The following is a 22380-nucleotide window of genomic DNA, read 5'->3' on the forward strand; positions in this document are numbered from 1 at the left end:
CGACCCCGCCCGCTTTCCCCTAAACGCACAAACACTGCACCCGTAGCTCAGCTGGATAGAGCGCTGCCCTCCGAAGGCAGAGGCCATAGGTTCGAATCCTATCGGGTGCGCCAGTCTCCATGGTTTACCGATTGACCGCATTACTCTGCCGTCCGGGTCAATGTGTCTGCGCGGGACAGGTGGGGGCTTCGCTGTTCCCAATGCGCCCGTAGGCCACGCCGAGCCGTCGACGGGTGTCCCGTGCGGTGTCGCTTGGCCATGAGAACCAGCGCCGCGCTCGCCTCGGCGCCGACAACCGGACCGTGGCCGCAGGCAAATGTCGAAACGGCGAAATCAACAGCAGAAACGTAGCTTCGGGCAGCAAGGGCTGTTGGCTTGGGACATAGGCTCTCGCTTGGCAAACAGGCGACGCCGCAAGCACCGCCCGTCGCCCCTGCCCGAGGGCGTCAGTCCACCATCCCGATGAGCTCGGCCATGCGGGATTTTGCCTTGCCGCGATGGGTGACCTCGGCGGCGGTGTCGAGGTTGACCGGCGCGCCGACCTGGATCAGCGCCACCATGCCCATGCCGTAATGCGGGGTGCACTTGACGCCGTAGAGCCCCTCCTCGGTCACGGTCAGCTCGAACGGGTCGTTGAACCTGGATCGGAACGCCTCGACCCCCTCGGGCAGCATGCCGTCGATGCTTTCGGCGTTGTGGCCGCTGTCGGTCGGCACGAAGCGCACGGTATCGCCGGGTGCGGCGCGCACGAAAGCCGGCTCGTAGACCATAACGCCCGCGTCGCCGCGATTGAGCATCCGGATCTCGAAGGTTTCGGCCGGGACCATGCCGGCGGCGAGGCACAGGCAGGCGGTCAGTATCGGTCTTGCAAACATCGCAAATGTCCTTTCGTCTTTGTCCGCGTGTTTCACCTGCCGCTCTTCTCGGCTAGGAGACCGGGCAGGACGTTGCTCTGAAACAAACTCGCGGCGGAAACCTTGCCCAAGCTTGACGAAAGCCTTCTGACCGGGCTGCCGCCCTTCTCGCGCCTCGGGCGCGCGCAGATCCGCGAGATCCTTTACCAGGCCGCCGTGCGCCGCTACGACGCCGAGACGGCGATCTTCCGCGAAGGGCACGAGGCCGACCGCTTCTTCCTGCTGCTCGACGGCTACCTGCGGGTGATCCGCACCACGCCGGGCGGTGACCAGATCATCGTGCTGCACATCTCGCCGGGACAGCTCTTCGGCATCGCGCCGGCCCTGCAGCGCGAGACCTACCCCGCCACGGCGATGACCGCGGCGGAGTCGATCGTTCTGTCCTGGCCGGTACGTCTCTGGCCCGTCTTCACCGAGCGCTACGACGGCTTTGCCAGCGAAAGCTACCGGACGCTCGGCGCGCGGCTGGGCCAGATCCAGCAGACGCTGACCGAGCTGGCCACCCAAGCGGTCGAGCGGCGCGTCGCCGCGGCGGTGCTGCGCATGGTCAACCAGAGCGGGCGCAAGACCGACCGGGGCATCGAGATCGCCTTTCCGGTCACGCGACAGAACATCTCGGACATGACGGGCACGACGCTGCACACGGTCAGCCGGCTGCTCTCGGGCTGGCAGCGTGACGGGATCGTGGAATCGAGCCGCCGGCACATCGTGGTGACCGATCCTCACCGGCTGATGCTGATCAGTACCGATCAGGACGACCGCCCGTGACGTGCCCCGCCTGCACCGCGCGGGCGACCTCGTTGCGAAACCCGTCCGCGTCCAGCGCGTAATCCCGCGCGGCATCGGCCAGCGTGTGGAACGGTGCGACCGGGCAGCCGGGGCACAGCATGCCGCGGTCGAGGAACGGGCGCGCGGCACAGGGGGCAGCGGCAAAGAGATCGGCCAGCGTCAGGTCGGGATCGTCAAGGGGCGGTCGGCGGCGCATGGGCTCTCTCCTTTGGCACCAATCCTGCGCGCCCCTTTCGCCCCCGTCTTTGCGCTTGCACAAAAAGCGGCCGCGCCGAGCGTCCTAGACATCTTGTATCCGAAACAGATCGTCGGGACCGCGACATGTCAGAATTACTAACCAAATCGCGGGCCAGGAACGTGTTCTACGGGGGATCCATATTCTTCGTCGTCGTGTTCGTGGCCCTGACGGCGGACAGCCACCGCCATATCACGCGCACCGCGACCTCGGGCATGGAGCTGAGCGACGCGGTGCGCCATGGCAAGCACGTGTGGGAACGGCATTCCTGCATCAACTGCCATACGCTGCATGGCGAGGGCGCCTATTTCGCCCCCGAGGTCGGCAACGTGATGACGCGCTGGGGCGTGCTGGACGAGCCCGAGATGGCTTACGAGATGCTGGACGCCTGGATGCAGGCTCAACCCTCGGGGATCGAGGGGCGCCGCCAGATGCCGCATTTCGAGATCACCGAGGAAGAGATGCGGGCGCTGTCCGAATTCCTGCGCTGGGCCGACCAGACCGACACCCAGAACTGGCCGCCCAACGACGCCGGCTGAGCCCCCGCGCGGGCCGACGGGGCGGGCTGCCCCGCGCATGGCCGCGCGTCGCAACAAGAGTGAGACCCGAGACATGAAATATCAATCGCAACAGGTGGCCTATGCCTATTTCGTGGCGGCCATGGCGCTGTTCGGCATCCAGGTGCTGGGCGGGCTGCTGCTGGGCTGGATCTACGTGTCGCCCAACACCCTGTCCGAGATTCTGCCCTTCAACATCGTGCGCATGATCCACACCAACGCGCTGATCGTCTGGCTGCTGCTGGGCTTCTTCGGCGCGGCCTATTACCTCGTCCCCGAGGAAAGCGAGCGCGAGATCTTCTCGGTCAGGCTCGCCTATTTCCAGCTGGCGATCCTGGTCGTGGGCACGCTGGGGGCCGTCGGCTCCTACCTGGTGGGCATCCATGGCGGGCGCGAGTTCCTCGAACAGCCGCTCTGGGTCAAATTCGGCATCCTGGTGGCCGCGGTCATCTTCCTGGTGAACGTGTCGCTGACCTTCCTTGCGGGGCGCAAGACGGCAATCACCAACATCCTGCTCATGGGGCTGTGGCTGCTGTGCCTGCTGTGGGTCTTCGCCTTCATCAACCCCGACAACCTGAGCCTGGACAAGATGTACTGGTGGATGGTCGTGCATCTCTGGGTCGAGGCGACCTGGGAGCTGGTCATGGCCGCGATCCTGGGCTTCCTGATGCTCAAGCTGACCGGCGTCGACCGCGAGGTGATCGAGAAATGGCTCTATGTCATCGTCGCCACGGCGCTCTTCTCGGGCATCCTCGGCACCGGGCACCATTTCTACTGGATCGGCACGCCGGGCTACTGGCAGTGGATCGGCTCTGTCTTCTCGACGCTCGAGGTGGTGCCATTCTTCGCGATGATGTCCTTCGCCTTCGTGATGGTCTGGAAGGGCCGCAAGAACCATCCCAACAAGGCCGCGCTGCTGTGGTCGCTGGGGTCCTCCACCGTCGCCTTCTTCGGCGCCGGCGTCTGGGGCTTCCTGCACACGCTGCACGGAGTGAACTTCTACACGCATGGCACACAGATCACCGCCGCGCATGGGCACCTGGCCTTCTACGGCGCCTATGTCGCCCTGAACCTCGCGATGTTCACCTATGCCATGCCGATCCTGCGGGGCCGCGAACCCTACAACCAGGTGCTGAACATGGCGTCCTTCTGGCTGATGACCGGTGGCATGGCCTTCATGACCTTCACGCTGACCTTCGCCGGCACGATTCAGACGCACATGCAGCGCATCGTGGGCGACTACTACATGCAGGTTCAGGACGAGCTTGGCCTCTTCTACATGATGCGCTTCGGCTCGGGCGTGGCCGTTGTCCTTGGCGCGCTGCTGTTCATCTACTCCATGCTCGTGGTGCGCCGCGAGGTCGTCAAACCCGGCCCCGTGGCCGTACCGGGAGAGTGATCCATGAAAGACCTTCAATCCCCCGACCTGCCCTTCTACCACGCGCAATCCGACGAATGCGCGGTGTTCGAGACGGCCCATGCCAACGGTCTGCCCCTTCTTCTGAGGGGGCCCACCGGCTGCGGCAAGACGCGCTTTGTCGAACACATGGCCGCCCGTCTTGGCCTGCCGCTGCACACGGTGGCCTGCCATGACGACCTGAGCGCCGCCGACCTGATCGGGCGCTACCTGCTGAAGGGCGGCGAGACCGTCTGGGTCGACGGGCCGCTGACCCGCGCGGTGCGCGAGGGCGGCTCTGTTATCTCGACGAGGTGGTCGAGGCGCGCAAGGACGTGACCGTTGTCCTGCACCCGCTGACCGACGACCGGCGCCGCCTGGTGATCGACCGCACGGGTGAGGAACTGGCGGCGCCCAATCCCTTCATGCTGGTGGCCAGCTACAACCCCGGCTACCAGAACATCCTGAAAAAGCTGAAACCCTCGACCCGGCAGCGCTTCGTCTCGATCGGGTTCGACTTCCCCTCCCCCGAGGTCGAGCGTCCCGTAGTGATGCGCGAAAGCGGACTGGACGAGGGTCGCGCCACCGCGCTGGTGCGGCTGGCCGGCCGGATCCGCGCCCTGTCGGGCCTCGATCTGGAGGAAGGCGTGTCGACCCGGCTGCTGATCTATGCCGCCACGATGATCGCCGGCGGCATGGCGGTCGAACGCGCTCTGGAGGCCGCCATCATCGCGCCGCTCAGCGACGATCCCGATACCCAGCAGGCGCTGCGCGACCTTGCTGCCGTGATCTACGGGTGAGCGCCATGCTGCACGTGCTCGACCTTATGGAGCCGGAGGAGACCGTCGGCAATCTCTGGCACGACATCGCCTCGCGCTGGGGCGCGGCAGAGGGCGACGCGGCTCGCGCGGTCGAACTGGCCGCGATCCGCCCCTCGGTCGCGGCGGTGTTCCGGGCCCTCGGCGGCGCGGCGGGGGTGGAGATCGCCCCTGCCCCGCTGGCGGGCTCGGATCATCGCCCCGACCGGCTGCGCCGGATCGGCACGCCGCGCGAACAGGCGCAGCTTGCCGATTTCGACGGCGACCGGCTGCGCCTGCCCCCGGTGATCGACACTTTTCCCACCCGCGCGTTGAACCGGGCCTGCTATCTGTGGCTGGCCGCGCTGGCCGCCTGCGTCGAGATCCCGGAGCGTGCCGCCGACCCGCTGGCCGCCGACCGGGCCGAGATCGCCGCGCTGGCCGCCGCCTCGGACCGCGCCTATGCCGCCTGCCCCGGCCTGCGCGCCGCGCATGAAACGTTGTGCCGGCTGATCGTGCAGGCGCGCCGCCGCACCGGACTGCCGCGCTGCGAGGCGGGGGTCGAACGACTGGTCCTCGGCGCGCTGGCCGGCACCTCGGAGGCCATCGACTGCCTGTCCGGCCCGGCCCCGCGCGGCTATCGCAGCTTTGCCCCGGTACCGATCTGGCCGCGCCTGCGCCCGCCCGCACGCGGCGGCAGGCCCGCCGCGGACGAGCCGCAGAGCCCCGGCGCCGCCCTCGCCATGCCCACCCGCAAGGATGCCCGCCGCGAGGCGCGCGAGCAGGCCAACCGGCGCGACAGCTTCATCATCCACCGCTTCGAATCCATCATGTCCTGGGCCGAGAGCCTGAATCTCAATCGCCTGGTGGATGACGACGACCAGGGCAACGCCGCCAAAGCGGTCGAGGACCAGGATCACCTGACCCTGTCGCAGAATGTCAAGCGCGCGGCGACGCGGCTGCGCCTGTCGCTGGACCTGTCTCCGCAGGATGCCGAGCACGAAAGGCTCGCCGGCCGCTTCACCTATCCCGAGTGGAATCGACGCAGCGGCAGCTACATGCCGGACCACACATGCGTGCTGGAACGCGAGGCACTGCCACGCGCCAGCTACACGCCCGATGCGAGGCTGGTCGCCCTGGTCAAGCGCCAGTTCGCGCCGATGCATCCGCGCCGCGTGATCCTGCCCCGGCAGATCGACGGGGACGAGCTGGACCTCGATGCCGTCGTCACCTCGCACACGGACCTGGCCTGCGGCCACGAGGGCAGCGACCGCGTCTGGCAAGCCAACCGGCCCATGGCGCGCGACCTCTCGGTGGCGATCCTGATGGATTGCTCGCGCTCGACCGAGGCCGCGCTCGGCGACAGCTCGGTGATCGAGGTGGCGCGCGAGGCGCTCTCGGCACTGGCCTGCGGCATCGAAACGGCGGGCGACCGGCTGGGCATCTGGGGCTTTTCCTCGCTGCGCCGCGACCGGGTCTTCCTGCACCGCGCCAAGGCCTTCGACACGCCCATGTCGGCCGAGGTGACCGCCCGGATCGGCGGGCTTGTCCCGGGTCACTACACGCGGCTGGGCGCGGCGGTCCGGCATGTCTCGGCGCAGTTGGCCGAGGAAGGCGCGACACGCCGCCTGCTGCTGGTGCTCACAGACGGCAAGCCCAACGACCTTGACCTTTACGAGGGCAGCCACGGGATCGAGGACAGCCGCATGGCCGTCCGCGAGGCCCGCGCCGCGGGCCAGGCGGTGCACGGCGTGATCGTGGAGCGCGACGGGCAGGACTGGTTCGCGCGCATCTTCGGCCGCGCCGGGTTCACCCTGCTGCCCCGTCCCGAGCGCCTGCCCCGGGCGCTGCCCGACATCTACCAGACCCTCACGATGGAGAGCTGACATGACACGCATCCCCCTTGCCGCCCTTTGCCTCGCGGCCTTGCCCCGGCCCGCCTTGGCCGAGGCCTTTGCCCGGCCGATCCCGCAACAGCAGACCGACACGGCCGAGTTCTGGTTCCTCATCGGCTCCATCGGCCTGCTGGTCGCTCTGGCGGCGGTACAATGGCTGGTCAGCAGGCGATGAGACCCTCGTGGCGTCTCTGTGCCGCGCTCTACCCGTTCGGGGCCGGCGCGATGGGGGTGAACCTGTTCTTCGCCTCGCTGATCTGGTCCTGGCTGGGCTGGCCGGTGCTGACACCGGTCGAGTCCGCGATTGGCGGGTTGGTGATCGGCTTGCCCGCCACCTATGCCTTTGCCCGCCACATCCGGCGGCTGATGTACAAGGCCGACGGCGCGTGACCGGGCAAGCGCCCCGCGCGGGCTTACCGCGCGAAGCTTGATCCGGCGCAAAGACCGCATCGTCCTACGGGGCCATACCGGGGCCATGACACAGATCGACCGCCTCAGAACCCTCGGCCTTTTCGACGCCCGGGTGCCCCGCTACACCTCCTACCCCACCGCGCCGGTCTTCACGCCCGAGATCGGCGCCGCGGCGCAGGCCCGCGCGCTGGCCGCACTGGACCCGGCCGAGCCGGTCTCGGTCTATATCCACATCCCCTTCTGCGAGCGGCTGTGCTGGTTCTGCGCCTGTCGCACACAGGGCACCTCGACCCTGACCCCGGTCGAGGCCTATATCGGCACGCTGGAGCAGGAGCTGGCGCTCTTGGCCAAGACCCTGCCAGCGGACCTGCGCATGGGGCGGATGCATTGGGGCGGCGGCACGCCCACCATCCTGCCGCCCGCGCTGATCCACCGGCTGGCGTCGGCCGTGACGGCGGTGATCCCGCCGACCGCGGATTGGGAGTTTTCGGTCGAGATCGACCCCACAATGGTGGATCGCGACAAGATCGCGGCGCTGGCCGAGGAGGGCATGACCCGCGCCAGCATCGGAATCCAGGATTTCGACCCGGTCGTGCAGGAGGCGATCGGCCGGATCCAGCCCTTCGAGGTGACGCGCGCCTGTGTCGACGACCTGCGCGCCGCGGGCATCCGCTCGCTCAACGCCGATCTCGTCTACGGGCTGCCGCACCAGGATGACGCGCGGCTGGATGACACGATAACCAAGGTGCTGGACCTCGCGCCCGACCGGATCGCGCTCTTCGGCTATGCCCATGTGCCGTGGATGTCCAAGCGCCAGAAGCTGATCGACGAGACCGCCTTGCCGCGCGAGCTCGACCGCTATTACCTGGCCGAGCTGGCCGCGGCGCGGTTCCGGCAGGCCGGGTTCGACAGTATCGGCATCGACCATTTCGCCCGCCCGACCGACGCGCTTGCCGAGGCCGCGCGCAGCGGCCACCTGCGGCGCAACTTCCAGGGCTACGTGGATGACCATTGCGCCACGCTGATCGGGCTCGGCGCCTCGTCGATCTCGCGGCTGCCCACGGGCTACGTCCAGAACGCCGCGGCCACGCCAGCCTATGTCCAGCGCATCGAGGCCGGGCAGCTGGCGGCCGCGCGTGGCCACGTGATGAGCGCCGAGGATCTGCTGCGCGCCCGCGCGATCGAGATGATCATGTGCGATTTCCGGCTCGACCTGGCCGCGCTGCGCGGCACCCACGGCGCCCTTGCCGACAGCCTGCGCCCCGAGATCGCGCTCGTCTCCGCGCGTTTCGGCGAGATGGTCGCGGTCACGCCCGACAGTGTCGAGATCCGCCCCGAGGGCCGCGCCCTGACCCGCATCATCGCCAGCCAGTTCGACGCCCACGCCCCCGAAGGCGCGCGCTTCAGTCAGGCCTCGTGACCGGGCAAGGGGCCGGCTTGGCGGTGACATGATCGCCGGCCGGTCCCGGGGGCCGGTTTGCCGGGTGGTTGGGGGCGTCCAAGGCCGATGCCTTACCAGCCTTCGGCACCGATGGCATTCTGGGGGAACCGATCGACAAGGATCGGTGCCGCGTGACAGTCCTTAAACAGGCGGGACGTTTAGGCCGTGGCAGGCGCGTCGATGCCCGCGAAAGCCTCTCGCAGGTCAAACGCTGCGTCCCGCCGCCCCCGCCCTCAGTCGCGCAGGAGGGGGCTGGTGAAGCCGGCGGGTTTCACGGCGAGCACGGGGCATTCGATGCTGTTGATGATGTTCTCGGCGGTGTTGCCGATGAAGACGCCGCTCATCCCGGTGCGCGCGACGGTGCCGATCACCACGAGGTCGGTGCCGGGCGCCCGGCTTTGCGCGCGGATCACCGTCTCGGGCGCGCCGCGCGCCCGGCGCGGCACCAGCCGCGGACCCGAGGCCGGGTCGAGCGTGGCCAGGAACCGGTCCATCGCGGCCTGGCGGGCGCCGAGGATCTCGTTGACATAGCGGTCGACGGACATGCGCGCATCATCGCCCCCCGAGAAGGCCCAGAGCATCCCCTCGCCCACCGCGTCCCAGGCATGCAGCACGGTGACCTCGGCCCCGTCGGCCGCGGCCACCTGCCGGGCGGTGGCGACCACGCGGCGGTTCAGATCGGCCAGCGTGTCGGGTTCGGCCGCGTCCGACAGGTCGAGATCCACCGCCGCGAGGATGCGGCGCGGGCGCGGCGGGGCCCCGGCGGTCTGCAGCCAGACCGGGCAGGGGCACTTGCGCAGCAGGTGCTGGTCGGTGCTGGCCAGCAGGAAGCGGGTGACGCCGGACAGCGGCTCGGCCGTCTTGACCACGAAATCGCAGCCGCTGCGCGCCACGTGGCGGATGATCTCGAGATAGGCCTTGCCGACCAGCACGCGCGGCTCGGCCGGCGGCTCGGGCATCCGGGCGGCCAGCTGCTCGCGCAGCCTGTCGCGCGCCTGCGCGACCCGCAGGGCCAGCAGGCGTTCGGGATCCTCGCCGGCCAGCCGGGCAAGGATGCGCAGGTCGGGCGGCGGCTCGACGCAGGTCACGGGCTCCAGCGCGGCGCCGTGCCGCTCGGCCAGCGCCAGCGCGCTGTCCAGCGCCACCGGGTCGGGGCCGTCCTCGACCATCACCAGGATCTTGCGGGGCGGGACCGTCATGTCGGCAACTCCTTCTGGCCGTCGGGATCGGGCAGGAGCGGCCCGGGCGCGCCGGCCGCGCCCGAGATCATCCGGGCGGCCGCCCGGGCCGCATCGCGATAGGGCATCAGGACGAGATCGGCACGCGCCGCCTGCAGCGCCGCCGCCGTGGCCTCGCGATGCGCGGCAACCGCGATCCGGCCCGCAAAGCCGCGCGCCCGCACCGCGCGCAGCAGCGCCTGGCGCGGGTCGTCATGGGTCAGCCCGGTGTCATGCTCGGGCACGGCCATCACCAGCCAGCGCCGCGATCTCGTAGAAGATGTAGCTCTCGAGTGCCGTGCCCATCGCGCTCCGCCCGCCGCCCTGCCAAAAAGTTGACGATTTCACTGCGGGATGCAAAGTCACAACTTGGTCAACGCTTGCACCGCGCCCCGCCGGGGCGGCAGGATCGGGGCCGATACGGCCAGGAACGGGAGATTAGACGGCTTTGCGCGACGCGACAGGAACACCGATCTGCGGCCCCGCCCGGCCCGGGCGCGGGGGCTGAGCCCGATGCAGGCGCTTCTGGCCGCCACGCCGCTTGCGGTGATCCTCGTGGCGATGGGGCTGATGCGGCGCTCGGCCGTGGTGGCGGGGCTCGCGGGGCTGGTCCTGGCCCTGGTACTGGCGCTGACGGCCTTTGCCGGAGCGGGCATCACCGCCCCGGCCCTGCTGGGCGGCGTCGCGGCCGAGGCCGGCCATTCCACCCTGACGATCCTGTGGATCATCCTGCCCGCGCTGGCGATCTACGAGTTCCAGAAACGCGCCGGCGCGATCGCGCGGATCAAGGACACGCTGGCCTCGCTGACCGATGACCGGCGCCTGCAGGCGATCCTGATCGCCTGGTTCTTCGGCCTGTTCATGGAGGGTGCGGCCGGGTTCGGCACCCCCGTGGCGCTGGCCGCGCCGCTGCTGGTGGGGCTGGGCTACGCGCCGCTGCGCGCCATCGTGCTGGCGCTGCTGGGCCATGCCGCGGGCGTCTCCTTCGGCGCGGTGGGCACGCCGGCGCTGGCCCAGCTGGAGGTTTCCGGCCTCGATCCCCGCGGGCTTGCCCTGGCCACCGCGGCGCTGCACGCGCTCTGCGGCCCGCTCCTGCTGACGATCATGGTGCGGCTGGCGGCCAGCGGGCCGCTCTCGCTGCGCGACATCGGCTGGACGGCGCTGGCCGCGGCCTGTTTCGCCCTGCCCTCGGTCGCGCTGGCCGCGCTGATCGGGCCCGAGCTGCCCACGCTGGCCGGGGCGCTGATCGGCGCGGCGGTCTTCGTGGCGCTGCTGCCGCGGCAGAGGGGCGGGCAGCTGGACGCCGGGGCGCTGCTGCGGGACCTCGCCCCCTACATGGTGATCCTCGCGCTGGTCCTGCTGACGCGGCTGGTGGGCCCGCTGCAGGCGCTGCTGTCGGGGCTGTCGCTGGACTGGCAGCTGGCGGGGCGCTTTTCCGGCGCGGTCCAGCCGCTCTACCATCCCGGCACCATGCTGGCCCTCGGGCTCTGCCTCGGCGCGCTTGCGACCGGGCGGGCCGGTCTGCTGGGGGCGTCGCTGCGCGCGGCGCTGGCCCGGCTGGTGCCGGTCGCGCTGGCGCTGCTGGTGATGCTGGCGCTGTCGCGGCTGATGGTGCATGCCGGGATGATCGCCACGCTGGCCAATGCCGCCGCCGGGATCGGAGCGGCCTGGCCGCTGGTGGCCCCCTTCGTCGGCGTGCTGGGCACCTTCATCACCGGCTCGGCCACGGCCTCCAACATCCTGTTCACCGAGCTGCAGCTGGACACCGCGGCACGGCTGGGCCACCCGGCCGCGCCGCTGGTGGCGGCGCAGGGCTTCGGCGCGGCCATCGGCAACATCATCGCGCCGCACAACATCATCGCCGGCAGCGCCACGGTCGGGCTGACCGGGCGCGAGGGCGAGGTGCTGACCCGCACCGTGCTGCCCTGCCTGCTCTACGGCCTGCTGGGCGGCGCCGCCATCCTGGCCACGCTGCCCCTGCTCTGAGCGCCCGACATCGCCAACTGCCCGCCCCGCGCGCGGGCGGGACGGAAAGGCGTCGATCCGGCGGGTTTGCGCGGTGCTGCCGATTTCCCCGGGCGGGAAAGCGGGGTAAAGCAGCGGAATGGACATCGTTCTCATCACCACCGTCATCGCGTCGCTCTTCCTGGTGATCGGCGCGGCCGAGCCGCTGGCGGCGCGGCTGCGCGTGCCCTACAGCGTGATCCTCGCCCTGCTCGGCATCCTGATCGGGGCGGGGGCGATCTTCTTCCTGCGCACCGAGCTGACGGACGCGCTGAACCCGGTGGCCGAGGCGATCCTGGGGCTGCCGATCCGGTCCAACGTCTTTCTCTATGTCTTCCTGCCGACGCTGCTCTTCCAGGCGACGCTGGGGATGAACCTGCGCCGGATGCTGGATGACTGGGTGCCGATCCTCGTGCTGGCCGTGGTGGCCGTCGTGGTGGCGACCTTCAGCGTCGGCTATGCGCTGTCCTGGACCAGCGCCCTGCCGCTGACCGCCTGCCTGCTGGTCGGCGCGATCGTGTCGACCACGGACCCGTCGGCTGTCGTCACGATCTTCCGCTCGCTCGCCGCGCCGCGCCGGCTGGCCCGGATCATCGAAGGCGAGAGCCTGCTGAACGACGCTGCCGCCATCGCGCTGTTCGGCCTCTTCATGGGCTTCGTGATGCTGGGCGTGCCCGATCCCGACCTGGGCGAGGCGCTGGCCCGCTTCCCAGTGCTGATCGCGGGCGGCGCGCTGGTGGGCTGGCTGGCGGCGCGGCTGGCGGTGCGGCTGATGGCGCTGTTCAACCGGCACGAGCTGGCGCAGATCTCGATCTCGGTCGCGCTGCCCTACCTGGCCTATATCGGGGCCGAGCAGAGCATCGGCGCCTCGGGCGTGATCGCGGTTGTGGCGGCGGGGCTGACGCTGAACCTGACCGGGCCGGGCCGGCTGCCGCCGCAGGCCTGGACCAACCTGCGCGAACTCTGGGAGGTGCTGGCGCATTGGGCCGGGGCGCTGATCTTCATCCTGGCCGCGCTGCTGATCCCGCGGCTGCTGGAATCGGTGCGGCTGGAGGATTTCCTGCTGGTGGGCGTGGTGATCCTTGCCGCGATCTCGGCCCGGGCGGTGATCCTGTTCGGGCTGCTGCCTCTGCTGACACGGCTGAAGCTGTCGCCCGCGGTCGAGCGGCCCTACCGCGTGGCCATCGTCTGGGGCGGTCTGCGCGGCGCGGTCACGCTGGCGCTGGCGCTGGCCGTGACCGAGAGCTTCCGGGTGCCCGATGACGTGCAGCGCGTGGTGGGCATCTTGGCCACCGGCTTCACCCTCTTCACTCTGATCGTGCAGGGCAGCACGCTGCGCTGGGTGATCACCCGGCTGGGGCTGGACCGGCTGTCGCCCCTCGACGAGGCGCTGTCGCGGCAGGTGGTCGCCGTCGCCCTGCAGACCGTGCGCGAGGACGTGGCCCGCACCACCGAGAATTACGAGCTCAACCGCGACACCGTGCGCTCCGAGGCCAAGCGCTTCGGCGAGCGGCTGGAGGCGGCGGTGAAATCGGCCGAGGAGAGCGAGGACATCCTCGACCGCGACCGGGTCACGCTGGGCCTGATCGCGCTGGCGGGGCACGAGCGCGACGCGATCCTCGCCCGCGTGCGCGAAAGGACGATCTCGGCGCGCATGGCCGAACAGGTGCTGTCGGATGCCGACCGGCTGATCGAGGGCACCCGCAGCCAGGGGCGCAGCGGCTACCAGCGCGCGGCCCGGCGCAGCGTCGCCTACGGGCGCGTGTTCCGGGCGGCGGTGCTGCTCAACAGCCGGCTGGGCATTCCGCACCCGCTGGCGCGGCTCACCGCCGACCGGTTCGAGCTGCTGCTGTCGCAGCGGCTGATCCTGCGCGATCTCGGCACCTTCATCGACGGGCGCATCCGGCGCATCCACGGCCGCCGCGTGGCCGAGCTGCTGCACGAATTGCTGGCGCGGCGGCTGGAAGCGGTCGAGACCGCGCTGAAAGGGTTGCGGCTGCAATATCCCGGCTATGCCGAGGAGCTCGAGCGCCGCTTCATCCGGCGCACCGCGCTGCGGCTGGAAGAGCGCGAATACAACATGATGCGCGAGGACGGGCTGATCGGCGCCGAGGTCTATACCGCGCTGATGCAGGACCTGACCGCGCGCCGGGCGGCGGCCGAGGACCGCCCCCGCCTCGACATCGCGCTGCAGCGGGCCGAGCTGGTGCGGCAGTTCCCGCTCTTTGCCGATCTCGACGCGGCGCGGATCCGGCGGCTGGGCCGGGCGCTCGACACCCGCTATGTCAACGCGGGCGACGTGATCCTGCAGAAGGACAGCCCGGTGCGCAGCGTGTTCTTCATCGCCTCGGGCGCGGTGGAACTCGAGACCGCCGGCCAGACCTGGCGCATGGGCCGGGGCGAGATGTTCGGCCAGATGGCGGTGCTGATGCGCCGCCCCCGCCGGGTCGAGGTCCGCGCCATCGCCCCCTCGACGCTCTTGGTGCTGGACGAGGCACGCTTCCGCCGCCTGCTCAACCGCAGCAAGGCGCTGCAGAAGGCGGTGCGGGCCAGCGCCGAGAAACGCGGCATCGCGCCCGACGACCTGTTCGACGGCACGGGCGACAGCCTGGTGGCCGAGAAGGCGCCCTGAGACCGGCCTGGCTCAGGCGGCCGGGTAGCGGTTGAAGACCTCCGCGCGGCCATCCCTTCGGATCAGGAAGACGTCATAGGCCTCGCGCGCGGTCTCGGGGCCCATGCCGGGCGAGCCATAGGGCATGCCGGGCACGGCAAGGCCCACCGCGTCGGGCCGCTCGGCCAGCAGGCGCCGGATGTCGGCGGCCGGCACGTGGCCCTCGATCATGTAGCCCGCGACCTGCCCGGTATGGCACGAGACCATGTTCGCCGGGATGCCGCTTGCCCGCTTGTGGCGCATCAGGCGCGCGGGTGAGCTGGGCGCGCTGGTCACGGCAAAGCCGTCACGGCGCAGGATATCGATCCAGGCGGCACAGCAGCCGCAATCCGGATCCTTCAGCACGTGGACCGCGGGACCGGTTCGGGCCTGCACGACGGCGGGCATGGCGGCGGGCATGGTGGCGGCAAAGCCCGCGGCGCAGGCCAGCAATTTGCGGCGTGTCAGGGTCATGGTCGCTCCTTTCAGGTCGAAACGGATGGTGTTGCGCGTCCGGCCGGTTGCGGTGCCTGGCGCGCTGCCTTCCCCGGTCCCTCCGGACGGAAGACCAGCAGGCGCAGCGCGTTCAGCGTGACCAGCACGGTGGCGCCGGTATCGGCGAGGATCGCGATCCACAATCCCGTGATACCGAACAGCGTGGTGACGAGAAAGACCGCCTTGAGCCCCAGCGCGATGGCGATGTTCTGGCGGATATTGGCCATGGTCGCACGTGCCAGCCGGATCTGGCCCGCCACGTCGGTCACGCGGTCGCGCAGGATCGCCGCATCCGCGGTCTCGAGCGCGACATCCGTGCCCGAGCCCATGGCAACGCCCACATGCGCGGCGGCCAGCGCGGGCGCGTCGTTGATCCCGTCGCCGATCATCATCACCCGTGCCCCTGCCGACAAGTTGCGGATCGCGGCAACCTTGTCTTCGGGCATCAGCTGCGCGCGATGCGCGATCCCCAGCCCCTCCGCGATAGCGGCAGCGGTGCGCGGGTTGTCGCCCGTCAGCATGACCGGCGCGAGCCCCATCGCACGCAGCTGCGCCACGCCCTCGGCCGCATCCGCGCGCGGCTCGTCACGCAACGCGATCAGCCCCTCTGCCCTGCCCGCGCGCTGCAGGATGACCACGGTCTTGCCCTCGGCCTCCAGCGCGGCGACACGGGCCTGAAACGCCGGATCGACTGGGCCACGCCCCTCCGCCAGGCGCGGCGCGCCGATGCGGATCGTCACCCCGTCGATCTCCGCCTCGGCCCCCAGCCCCGGAAGGGCCCGCGCGCCACTGGCCGGCGCCGCTGCGATACCGCGCCGGTCCGCCTCGGCACAGATCGCGCGGGCCAGCGGGTGGCTCGCCCCGCTCTCCACCCCGGCCGCAATTGCCAGCAGTGCCGCCTCGGTGCAGCGCTGCACGTGCAGGTCGGTCACGCGCGGGCGCCCGAGGGTCAGCGTTCCGGTCTTGTCGAAGGCGACATGGGTCGTCCGCGCAGCCGCCTCGATCACTGCGCCGCCCTTCATCAGCAACCCGTGGCGCGCCCCGGTCGACAGGGCGGCGGTGATCGCGGCCGGCACCGAGATCACCAGCGCGCAGGGGCAGCCGATCAGCAGCAGCGCCAGCGCGCGGTAGATCCATTCGCCCCAGTCCAGCCCGAAGGCCAGTGGCGGCACCACCGCCACCAGCAGCGCCGCCCCCACCACGGCGGGCATGTAGATCCGGCTGAACCGGTCGATGAACCGCTCGGTCGGGGCGCGCGCGCTTTCGGCCTCTTCGACCAGCCGCACGATGCGCGCGATCGTGTTGTCCGCCGCCGGCCGGGTGACGCGCACGCGCAGCAGCGCCTCGGCATTGATCGACCCGGCAAAGACCTCGGCGCCCGGCCCCTTGAAGCTCTGCACGCTCTCGCCCGTCACCGGGCTTTCATCGACGCCCGAGCGGCCCTCGATCACCTGCCCGTCACAGGGCACGCGGTCACCGGGGCGGACCTGCACGACCTGCCCCACCTGCAGCCTGTCGGCCGGCACTTCGCGCGTGGCCCCGCCCTGTTCCAGCCGCGCGGTGCGGGGCACGAGGCGGGACAGCGCGCGGATGCCGTCGCGCGCCTTGCCGGCCGAGATCCCCTCCAGCAGCTCGCCCACGGCAAAGAGGAAGACGACCAGCGCCGCCTCTTCCGGCGCGCCGATCACCAGCGCCCCGCTGGCCGCAATGGTCATCAGCATCTCGATCGTGAAGGGCATGCGCGCCCGCGCCATGGCCAGCGCCCGCCGCGCCACCGGCGCCAGCCCGATCAGCGTGGCCAGCACAAAGGCCCAATGCGCAAGCCCGCCCGGCAGCACCAGGTCTGCCCCCCAGGCCGCCGCCAGCAGCAGACCGGTGCCCAGCACAAGCCGGCCCTTCGGCGTGTCATGCCAGCGGGGTGCGGCCTGGGGCGGCTCGGGCACCTCCGGTTCGGGGTCAAGCGCGTCATCGGGCAGGACGAACCCGCCGGGTGGCCGCTCGGGCCGGGCGCCCTTGGGCGCGATGCCGAAGCCCACGCTCCGCACCGCCGCCTCGACCTGCGCGGGCGAGGTCTGCGCCTCGTCCAGCGTCAGGCGCAGACGCTCGGCCATGAAGGCGACGTCCACATCGGAGACGCCGGGCAGCCGGGCGACCGCGCCCCGCACCTTGGCCGCGCAAGCGCCGCAATCCATGCCCGTGACGCGCCAGTTCCGCTTCGCTGTGCCTTGTGCCGCCATGTCACTCTCCATTGCGATTCCCGGCCAGGCGACAGATATAGGAGCTACAGCGACTGTAGGTTCAAGCCCCGCCGGCACGGGATCCGCTGCAAAGGGCGCCTCGCGATCTGGAGAGAGACGACATGCTGACCATCGGCGCCCTCGGCAGGCGCACCGGCACCAAGGTGCAGACGATCCGCTACTACGAGCAGATCGGCCTGATGTCCCCGCCCGAGCGGACCGAGGGCGGGCAGCGGCGCTACGACACGGCCGCGCAGGACCGCTTGGCCTTCATCCGCCACTCGCGCGAGCTGGGCTTCTCGCTCGAGGCGATCCGCGAACTGCTGGAGCTGTCCGACAGCCCCGAGCGCTCCTGCGCGCAGGTCGACGCGGTGGCGCAGCGCCAGCTGAAGGAGGTGGAGGCCCGCATCGCACGGCTCGAGTCGCTGCGCCGCGAGCTGCGACGCATGATCTCCGAATGCCGCACCGACCGCGTCGCCGACTGCCGCATCCTCGAAGTCCTGCGCGACCACACCGAATGCCTCGCCGACCACGCACCGCCGGAGCGGTGAGGCGGTTTCGGGGCTGGCGGACGTTGCGCTGGCCGGGTGCAGGTCCCATTTGGTATGGCTTTGCCTGGTTGGCGAGGCATTCGACGTTTCTTCCAAGTTGGAAAACCGTCGACCACGTGCGAGGCAGTGAGAGCCTTGTACCCAACACACCGATTGACGCGACCGGTAGCATGAAGAGCCGCGACATGGACCGTATCTGTTGTCAGGGAAAACCCTCTAACGTGGGATTCAATCCGAAGCCAAAGGGCGGCAGCATGGCGCCAAAGCGGTGTCGAACCACAGAGGATCTGTGCACCCTACACAAAGAAATAGGACTGTCAGTATCGCTGGCTGATCTTGAAGAACATTCAGAGGAAAGTGGCAGCCCGTAGGGGAATCGAACCCCTCTTTCCAGGTTGAAAACCTGGCGTCCTAACCGATAGACGAACGGGCCAGCTGCTCTGTGAGCGGGTGTTTATGGAATCCGCGCGGGCCTTGCAAGCGGAAAATCGAGGTTTTTTCCTGCGGGTCGGGATTTTTTCCAACGGGGCTCCAGACCGCCCCGCCTGCACGGATCGCGCATTGAGATCAGCGGGTTAGCGGAACTGCCCTCACCCGGCCGGGGCGGCGTCGTCGAGGCGGAGCTGGGGGGCGCGGCGGCCGCCCCATTCATTGATCTCGAGCCGTCCGGCCAGGTGGAATCGCGCGCCGCCATGTTCGGCCAGCGCCTGTCCCAGCGGGGTGTCGAAGGCGCCGAAGCTGATCCCGTCCAGCCGGGCGCCCAGCCCGTCATCGCAGGCGATCTTCAGGTGGCCCGAGCCGACCTGCCGCGCATAGGCGATGCGCATGTCGGGCAGCACAAAACGTGGACCCGGCGCACCCTGCCCATACGGGCCCGCGCGCTCCAGCTGGTCGATCAGCTCGGCCGTGGCGGCGCCGGGCATCAGCATGCCGTCCAGCCGCAGGTCGGCCGCCCCGCCCTGCCCCGCGCCCTGTTTTTCGAGCAGCGCGGCGAGGCGTTCCATGGCGGGCTCCAGCGCGTCGCGCGCCACGGTCAGCCCGGCCGCCATGCGGTGGCCACCACCCTTCAGCAGCAATCCCTCGAAAGCCAGTTTCTGGATGCTGGCGCCCAGATCGACCCCGGCGATGGAGCGGCCCGAGCCCTTGCCCTCGGCCCCGTCCAGCCCGATCACGATAGCCGGGCGGTTGGTCATCTCCTTGAGGCGCGAGGCCACGATGCCGACGACCCCCGGGTGCCAGCCCTCGCCCGCGGCCCAGACCAGCGGCGCGTTCAGCCCGCGTGTCTCGGCCTGCGCCAGCGCGGCCTCGCGCACCGCGGTCTCGATCTCGCGCCGCTCGGTGTTCAGCTGATCAAGGCGCTGCGCCATGGCATCGGCCTCGTGCGGGCTTGTACAGGCCAATAGCCGCGCACCCAGATCGGCCTGCCCGATGCGGCCGCCGGCATTCACGCGCGGGCCCAGCACATAGCCCAGGTGGTAGGAGGACGGCGCGGTGTCGAGCCGCGCCACGTCGGCCAGCGCCACAAGGCCCGGCCGGGCGCGGCCGGCCATCACCTTCAGCCCCTGCCGCACCAGCGCGCGGTTCACGCCCTTCAGCGGTGCGACATCGGCCACGGTGGCCAGCGCCACGAGATCCAGCAGCGCCATCAGGTCGGGGCCGCGCGTGCCCGCCTCGCGCAGCTGGCGCCCGGCCTCGACCAGCACGAGAAAGACCACCGCGGCAGCGCAGAGATGGCCCAGCGTGCCGTCCTCGTCCTGCCGGTTGGGGTTCACCACGGCCACGCAGTCGGGCAGCGTCTCGCTGCCGAGGTGGTGGTCCAGCACGATCACGTCGGCGCCCTGCGCGGCGTCGATGGGCTCATGCGAGAGCGTGCCGCAATCGACGCAGATGATCAGGTCGTGCCGCGCGGCCAGGTCGCGCATGGCCGGCACGTTGGGGCCATAGCCCTCGTCGATGCGGTCGGGGATGTAGAGCGTCGCCTCGCGCCCCATCCGGCGCAGCCAGTCCAGCAGCAACGCCGCCGAGGCGCCACCATCCACGTCGTAATCGGCAAAGATGGCGATGCGTTCGCGCGCCCCCACGGCCCGCAGCAGCCGCGCCGCGGCCGGCTCCATGTCGCGCAGGGCGCGCGGGTCGGGCAGCAGGTCGCGCAGGCGGGGCTCGAGGAAGCCCTCGGTCTCTTCGGGGGGGACGCCCAGCCGGGCCAGCACGGCGCAGAGCGGCCGTGCGAGACCGGTGCGCTGCACCATGGCCTCGGCCTGGCGTTCGGTCTCGGCGCCGGGTCCGACCCAGCGCCGCCCGGTCAGGGAGCGCGCGACGCCGAGATAGCTCACGTCAGGGCTGCGCCCCCGTGGCGCGCGTATCCGGCTGCGGTCCGCAACCCGGCCCCGTCAGGAGGCACGTTCGAACGGGTTGCGGTAATGCATGCGCCGCACCGACCCGGTCTTGGAGCGCATCAGCACGGTCTCGGTCTCGACCCAGCCGATCTCGCGCTTGATCCCCGGCACGAGCGAGCCGTTGGTCACGCCGGTGGCGGCAAAGATCACGTGGTCGGTGACCATCTCGTCGCGGGCATAGATCTTGTCGAGATCAGTGATCCCCGCCTTGTCGGCGCGGCCGCGCTCGTCATCGTTGCGGAACAGCAGCCGGCCGTAGATCTGGCCGCCCATGCATTTCAGAGCGGCCGCTGCCAGCACACCCTCGGGCGCCCCGCCCGAGCCCATGTACATGTCGATGCCGGTCACCTGCGGCTCGGCGCAATGCATCACGCCAGCCACGTCGCCATCGGTGATCAGCCGGATGCCCGCCCCGGTGGAGCGGACCTCGGCGATCATGTCGGCATGGCGCGGCCGCTCGAGGATGCAGCAGGTGATGTCGCGCGGCTCGCAGCCCTTGGCCTTGGCCAGTGCCGCGACCCGCTCGGCCGGGGACATGTCCAGCGTCACCACGCCCTCGGGGTAGCCCGGGCCGATCGCCAGCTTGTCCATGTAGACATCGGGCGCGTGCAGCATCGAGCCGCGCGGGCCCATGGCGATCACGGTCAGCGCGTTGGGCATGTCCTTGGCGGTCAGCGTGGTGCCTTCGAGCGGGTCCAGCGCGATGTCCACCCCCGGGCCGCCGGCGCCCACTTCCTCGCCGATATAGAGCATCGGCGCCTCATCCCGCTCGCCCTCGCCGATCACCACGACGCCCGAGATCTCGAGCTTGTTCAGCTGCTCGCGCATGGCGTTGACCGCGGCCTGGTCGGCGGCCTTCTCGTCGCCGCGGCCGATCCAGTCGGCGCTGGCGATGGCGGCCTGTTCGGCGACGCGGGCGAGGCCCAGCGAAAGCATGCGGTCATTGAAATCCTTGGGCGTCGACATGGGGTCTTCCTTGAATGCGGGGGACGGTCGCGCCGATCTAGCCCAAGCGGCAGGCCGGCGGCAAGGCCGATGGCGCGACCGGGTCGCGCGATCGGCCCCGGGGTCAGACCTCCTCGATGCGAAGCGCCACCGGGCGCACGGCGACGACGCCGGTTTCCTGCATGGCCGACAAGGCCTTGTCCAGCGCCGCGCGGGTCGTCTTGTGGGTGACGATCAGCACCGGCGCGGTGGCCGCGGTGTGATCGTATTGCCGCATCCGGTTGATCGAGACGCCGGCCTCGCCCAGGGCGGTGGCCACCTTGGCCAGCGCGCCCGGCTTGTCCACCAGCCCCAGCCGCAGGTAGAACGGTGCGGGCAGCGTCGCCTGTGCGGTGTTGGTGGCCCGCAGCGCCGAGGCCGGCTGGCCGAAGGTCGAGGCGCGCAGGCCGCGCGCCACGTCCATCACGTCGCCCATCACCGCGCTGGCCGTGGGCCCCTCGCCCGCGCCGGCGCCGCGCATGACGATCTGGCCCACCTGGTCTCCCTCAAGCACCACCATGTTGGTGCCGCCCTGCAGCTGGCCCAGCGGCGAGCCGGCGGGCACAAGGCAGGGTGCCATGGACTGCTCCAGCCCGCGGCCCGTCATCCGCGTGACGCCCAGGAGCTTGATCTTGAAGCCCATGTCGGCGGCCTGCCGGATGTCGTCGATGGTGACATTGCCGATGCCTTCCAGCTCGACCCCGGCAAAATTGACCTGCGTGCCATAGGCGATCGCGGCCAGCAGCGACAGCTTGTGCCCGGCATCGATGCCGCCCACGTCCAGCTCGGGATCGGCCTCGAGAAAGCCCAGCGCGTCGGCCTCGGCAAAGGCCTCCTCGTAGGTCAGCCCGCCATCCTCCATCCGCGTCAGGATGTAGTTGCAGGTGCCGTTCATCACGCCCATGACGCGGGTGATCTCGTTGCCGGCCAGCCCCTCGGTCAGGGCCTTGATGACCGGGATGCCGCCGGCCACCGCCGCCTCGAAGCGCAGCACCGCGCCATTGGCCTCGGCCAGTTCGGCCAGCGCCTGCCCGTGATGGGCCAAAAGCGCCTTGTTGGCGGTGATCACGTCCTTGCCCGCCTTCAGCGCCGCCTCGGTCGCGGCCTTGGCCGGCCCGTCGCTGCCGCCCATCAGCTCGACGAAGACATCCACGTCGTCGCGGGTGGCCAGCGTGACGGGGTCGTCCTCCCAGGCATAGGCGCTCAGCGGCACGCCGCGATCCTTGTCGCGATGGCGCGCCGCGACGGCCGAGATGGTGATCTCGCGCCCGGCCCGCTCGGCCAGCAGCGCCGATTTCTGGCGGACGATCTTGACGACGCCGGCGCCGACGGTCCCAAGACCGGCAATACCGAGACGCAGGGGGTCGGACATGGGAGGGCTCCTTTTCGGGTGGGCAGCGTTGCGCCGTCG

20 protein-coding genes, 2 tRNA genes and 1 pseudogene are annotated in these 22380 nt (G+C 70.5%); 13 read left to right on the forward strand and 10 right to left on the reverse strand.

Features of this window, described 5'->3' with window-relative positions:
- Nucleotides 1-36: 36 nt before the first annotated feature.
- A tRNA-Arg gene (locus AVJ23_RS13040) sits at nucleotides 37-113 on the forward strand.
- 333 nt (nucleotides 114-446) lie between these two features.
- Here AVJ23_RS13040 and AVJ23_RS13045 read toward each other — a convergent pair.
- On the reverse strand, nucleotides 447-875 hold the full coding sequence (locus AVJ23_RS13045; RefSeq protein ID WP_058862643.1) for a pseudoazurin: 429 nt from the start codon (nucleotides 873-875) through the stop codon (nucleotides 447-449).
- 102 nt (nucleotides 876-977) lie between these two features.
- Here AVJ23_RS13045 and AVJ23_RS13050 point away from each other — a divergent pair, with 102 nt between their 5' ends.
- Nucleotides 978-1682, forward strand: coding sequence for a Crp/Fnr family transcriptional regulator (locus AVJ23_RS13050; protein ID WP_058862644.1), 705 nt, complete (start codon nucleotides 978-980; stop codon nucleotides 1680-1682).
- On the opposite strand, the gene AVJ23_RS13055 is transcribed toward AVJ23_RS13050, so the two are convergent.
- Nucleotides 1654-1899, reverse strand: coding sequence for a hypothetical protein (locus AVJ23_RS13055; RefSeq protein ID WP_058862645.1), 246 nt, complete (start codon nucleotides 1897-1899; stop codon nucleotides 1654-1656). The two genes, AVJ23_RS13050 and AVJ23_RS13055, sit on opposite strands and share 29 nt — an antisense overlap.
- Before the next feature lie 125 nt (nucleotides 1900-2024).
- Between AVJ23_RS13055 and AVJ23_RS13060 the strand changes: the two genes are divergently transcribed.
- From AVJ23_RS13060 to hemN, 8 genes and pseudogenes are all read left to right on the forward strand, one after another.
- Nucleotides 2025-2477, forward strand: a complete 453-nt coding sequence (locus AVJ23_RS13060; protein ID WP_058862646.1) for a c-type cytochrome — start codon at nucleotides 2025-2027, stop codon at nucleotides 2475-2477.
- Nucleotides 2478-2550: 73 nt separating this feature from the next.
- Nucleotides 2551-3894 (forward strand): cbb3-type cytochrome c oxidase subunit I, encoded by a 1344-nt coding sequence (locus AVJ23_RS13065; RefSeq protein WP_058862647.1) that lies wholly within the window; start codon nucleotides 2551-2553, stop codon nucleotides 3892-3894.
- 147 nt (nucleotides 3895-4041) lie between these two features.
- A pseudogene (locus tag AVJ23_RS23345) lies at nucleotides 4042-4331 on the forward strand (AAA family ATPase); the annotation flags it as partial.
- A 111-nt stretch (nucleotides 4332-4442) separates the two neighbouring features.
- Entirely contained in the window at nucleotides 4443-4691 is a 249-nt protein-coding gene (locus tag AVJ23_RS23350; protein WP_240484647.1) for a CbbQ/NirQ/NorQ domain-containing protein, read from the forward strand.
- Between the two features lie 5 nt (nucleotides 4692-4696).
- The gene (locus tag AVJ23_RS13075; RefSeq protein ID WP_058862648.1) at nucleotides 4697-6574 is read left to right on the forward strand and encodes a nitric oxide reductase activation protein NorD; all 1878 of its coding nucleotides are present in this window, start codon (nucleotides 4697-4699) and stop codon (nucleotides 6572-6574) included.
- 1 nt (nucleotide 6575) lies between these two features.
- The gene (locus tag AVJ23_RS13080) at nucleotides 6576-6758 is read left to right on the forward strand and encodes a hypothetical protein (protein WP_058862649.1); all 183 of its coding nucleotides are present in this window, start codon (nucleotides 6576-6578) and stop codon (nucleotides 6756-6758) included.
- The gene (locus tag AVJ23_RS13085; protein ID WP_058862650.1) at nucleotides 6755-6973 is read left to right on the forward strand and encodes a hypothetical protein; all 219 of its coding nucleotides are present in this window, start codon (nucleotides 6755-6757) and stop codon (nucleotides 6971-6973) included. The genes AVJ23_RS13080 and AVJ23_RS13085 overlap by 4 nt, the downstream gene beginning before the upstream one ends.
- A gap of 85 nt (nucleotides 6974-7058) precedes the next feature.
- Nucleotides 7059-8414 carry an oxygen-independent coproporphyrinogen III oxidase gene (hemN, locus tag AVJ23_RS13090; RefSeq protein ID WP_058862651.1) on the forward strand — a complete coding sequence of 452 codons (1356 nt, stop codon included), beginning with the start codon at nucleotides 7059-7061 and terminating at the stop codon, nucleotides 8412-8414.
- 254 nt (nucleotides 8415-8668) lie between these two features.
- Here the strand turns inward: hemN and AVJ23_RS13095 are convergent, their stop codons facing one another.
- Together AVJ23_RS13095 and AVJ23_RS13100 are read right to left on the reverse strand one after the other, a co-directional pair.
- Nucleotides 8669-9634: a universal stress protein gene (locus tag AVJ23_RS13095; RefSeq protein ID WP_058862652.1), complete on the reverse strand. Its 966-nt coding sequence runs from the start codon at nucleotides 9632-9634 to the stop codon at nucleotides 8669-8671.
- Nucleotides 9631-9903, reverse strand: coding sequence for a hypothetical protein (locus AVJ23_RS13100; protein WP_058862653.1), 273 nt, complete (start codon nucleotides 9901-9903; stop codon nucleotides 9631-9633). The genes AVJ23_RS13095 and AVJ23_RS13100 overlap by 4 nt, the downstream gene beginning before the upstream one ends.
- Before the next feature lie 262 nt (nucleotides 9904-10165).
- On the opposite strand from AVJ23_RS13100, the gene AVJ23_RS13105 reads away from it, so the two are divergent.
- Nucleotides 10166-11638: an L-lactate permease gene (locus AVJ23_RS13105; RefSeq protein WP_058862654.1), complete on the forward strand. Its 1473-nt coding sequence runs from the start codon at nucleotides 10166-10168 to the stop codon at nucleotides 11636-11638.
- 118 nt (nucleotides 11639-11756) lie between these two features.
- On the forward strand, nucleotides 11757-14288 hold the full coding sequence (locus AVJ23_RS13110; protein WP_058862655.1) for a cation:proton antiporter: 2532 nt from the start codon (nucleotides 11757-11759) through the stop codon (nucleotides 14286-14288).
- A gap of 12 nt (nucleotides 14289-14300) precedes the next feature.
- Here AVJ23_RS13110 and AVJ23_RS13115 read toward each other — a convergent pair whose 3' ends face one another.
- Both AVJ23_RS13115 and AVJ23_RS13120 read right to left on the reverse strand, forming a co-directional pair.
- Complete coding sequence (locus AVJ23_RS13115; RefSeq protein WP_058862656.1) at nucleotides 14301-14780, reverse strand: DUF411 domain-containing protein; 480 nt, start codon at nucleotides 14778-14780, stop codon at nucleotides 14301-14303.
- 11 nt (nucleotides 14781-14791) lie between these two features.
- Nucleotides 14792-17038, reverse strand: a complete 2247-nt coding sequence (locus tag AVJ23_RS13120) for a heavy metal translocating P-type ATPase (protein ID WP_058862657.1) — start codon at nucleotides 17036-17038, stop codon at nucleotides 14792-14794.
- A 122-nt stretch (nucleotides 17039-17160) separates the two neighbouring features.
- Between AVJ23_RS13120 and AVJ23_RS13125 the strand changes: the two genes are divergently transcribed.
- Nucleotides 17161-17589, forward strand: a complete 429-nt coding sequence (locus AVJ23_RS13125) for a MerR family transcriptional regulator (RefSeq protein ID WP_058862658.1) — start codon at nucleotides 17161-17163, stop codon at nucleotides 17587-17589.
- A 358-nt stretch (nucleotides 17590-17947) separates the two neighbouring features.
- Here the strand turns inward: AVJ23_RS13125 and AVJ23_RS13130 are convergent.
- The 4 genes from AVJ23_RS13130 to AVJ23_RS13145 form a co-directional block, all read right to left on the reverse strand.
- A tRNA-Glu gene (locus AVJ23_RS13130) sits at nucleotides 17948-18022 on the reverse strand.
- A 157-nt stretch (nucleotides 18023-18179) separates the two neighbouring features.
- Nucleotides 18180-19922, reverse strand: a complete 1743-nt coding sequence (recJ, locus tag AVJ23_RS13135) for a single-stranded-DNA-specific exonuclease RecJ (RefSeq protein WP_058862659.1) — start codon at nucleotides 19920-19922, stop codon at nucleotides 18180-18182.
- A 57-nt stretch (nucleotides 19923-19979) separates the two neighbouring features.
- Nucleotides 19980-20951 carry a class II fructose-bisphosphatase gene (glpX, locus tag AVJ23_RS13140; protein WP_058862660.1) on the reverse strand — a complete coding sequence of 324 codons (972 nt, stop codon included), beginning with the start codon at nucleotides 20949-20951 and terminating at the stop codon, nucleotides 19980-19982.
- A 103-nt stretch (nucleotides 20952-21054) separates the two neighbouring features.
- On the reverse strand, nucleotides 21055-22341 hold the full coding sequence (locus tag AVJ23_RS13145; RefSeq protein ID WP_058862661.1) for a homoserine dehydrogenase: 1287 nt from the start codon (nucleotides 22339-22341) through the stop codon (nucleotides 21055-21057).
- Nucleotides 22342-22380: the final 39 nt, after the last annotated feature.

Origin of the sequence: Pseudoponticoccus marisrubri, assembly GCF_001482405.1 — a bacterium.
GTDB classification, from domain to species: domain Bacteria; phylum Pseudomonadota; class Alphaproteobacteria; order Rhodobacterales; family Rhodobacteraceae; genus Pseudoponticoccus; species Pseudoponticoccus marisrubri.

Coding starts and splice junctions, on each gene's coding strand:
- AVJ23_RS13075 (WP_058862648.1), top strand. CDS start 4,697: ATGCTGCACGTGCTCGACCTTATGGAGCCGGAGGAGACCGTCGGCAAT.
- AVJ23_RS13100 (WP_058862653.1), bottom strand. CDS start 9,903: ATGGCCGTGCCCGAGCATGACACCGGGCTGACCCATGACGACCCGCGC.
- AVJ23_RS13065 (WP_058862647.1), top strand. CDS start 2,551: ATGAAATATCAATCGCAACAGGTGGCCTATGCCTATTTCGTGGCGGCC.
- AVJ23_RS13105 (WP_058862654.1), top strand. CDS start 10,166: ATGCAGGCGCTTCTGGCCGCCACGCCGCTTGCGGTGATCCTCGTGGCG.
- AVJ23_RS13120 (WP_058862657.1), bottom strand. CDS start 17,038: ATGGCGGCACAAGGCACAGCGAAGCGGAACTGGCGCGTCACGGGCATG.
- hemN (WP_058862651.1), top strand. CDS start 7,059: ATGACACAGATCGACCGCCTCAGAACCCTCGGCCTTTTCGACGCCCGG.
- AVJ23_RS13080 (WP_058862649.1), top strand. CDS start 6,576: ATGACACGCATCCCCCTTGCCGCCCTTTGCCTCGCGGCCTTGCCCCGG.
- glpX (WP_058862660.1), bottom strand. CDS start 20,951: ATGTCGACGCCCAAGGATTTCAATGACCGCATGCTTTCGCTGGGCCTC.
- AVJ23_RS13110 (WP_058862655.1), top strand. CDS start 11,757: ATGGACATCGTTCTCATCACCACCGTCATCGCGTCGCTCTTCCTGGTG.
- AVJ23_RS13115 (WP_058862656.1), bottom strand. CDS start 14,780: ATGACCCTGACACGCCGCAAATTGCTGGCCTGCGCCGCGGGCTTTGCC.
- AVJ23_RS13085 (WP_058862650.1), top strand. CDS start 6,755: ATGAGACCCTCGTGGCGTCTCTGTGCCGCGCTCTACCCGTTCGGGGCC.
- AVJ23_RS13060 (WP_058862646.1), top strand. CDS start 2,025: ATGTCAGAATTACTAACCAAATCGCGGGCCAGGAACGTGTTCTACGGG.
- AVJ23_RS13095 (WP_058862652.1), bottom strand. CDS start 9,634: ATGACGGTCCCGCCCCGCAAGATCCTGGTGATGGTCGAGGACGGCCCC.
- AVJ23_RS13145 (WP_058862661.1), bottom strand. CDS start 22,341: ATGTCCGACCCCCTGCGTCTCGGTATTGCCGGTCTTGGGACCGTCGGC.
- AVJ23_RS13055 (WP_058862645.1), bottom strand. CDS start 1,899: ATGCGCCGCCGACCGCCCCTTGACGATCCCGACCTGACGCTGGCCGAT.
- AVJ23_RS23350 (WP_240484647.1), top strand. CDS start 4,443: ATGCGCGAAAGCGGACTGGACGAGGGTCGCGCCACCGCGCTGGTGCGG.
- AVJ23_RS13125 (WP_058862658.1), top strand. CDS start 17,161: ATGCTGACCATCGGCGCCCTCGGCAGGCGCACCGGCACCAAGGTGCAG.
- AVJ23_RS13045 (WP_058862643.1), bottom strand. CDS start 875: ATGTTTGCAAGACCGATACTGACCGCCTGCCTGTGCCTCGCCGCCGGC.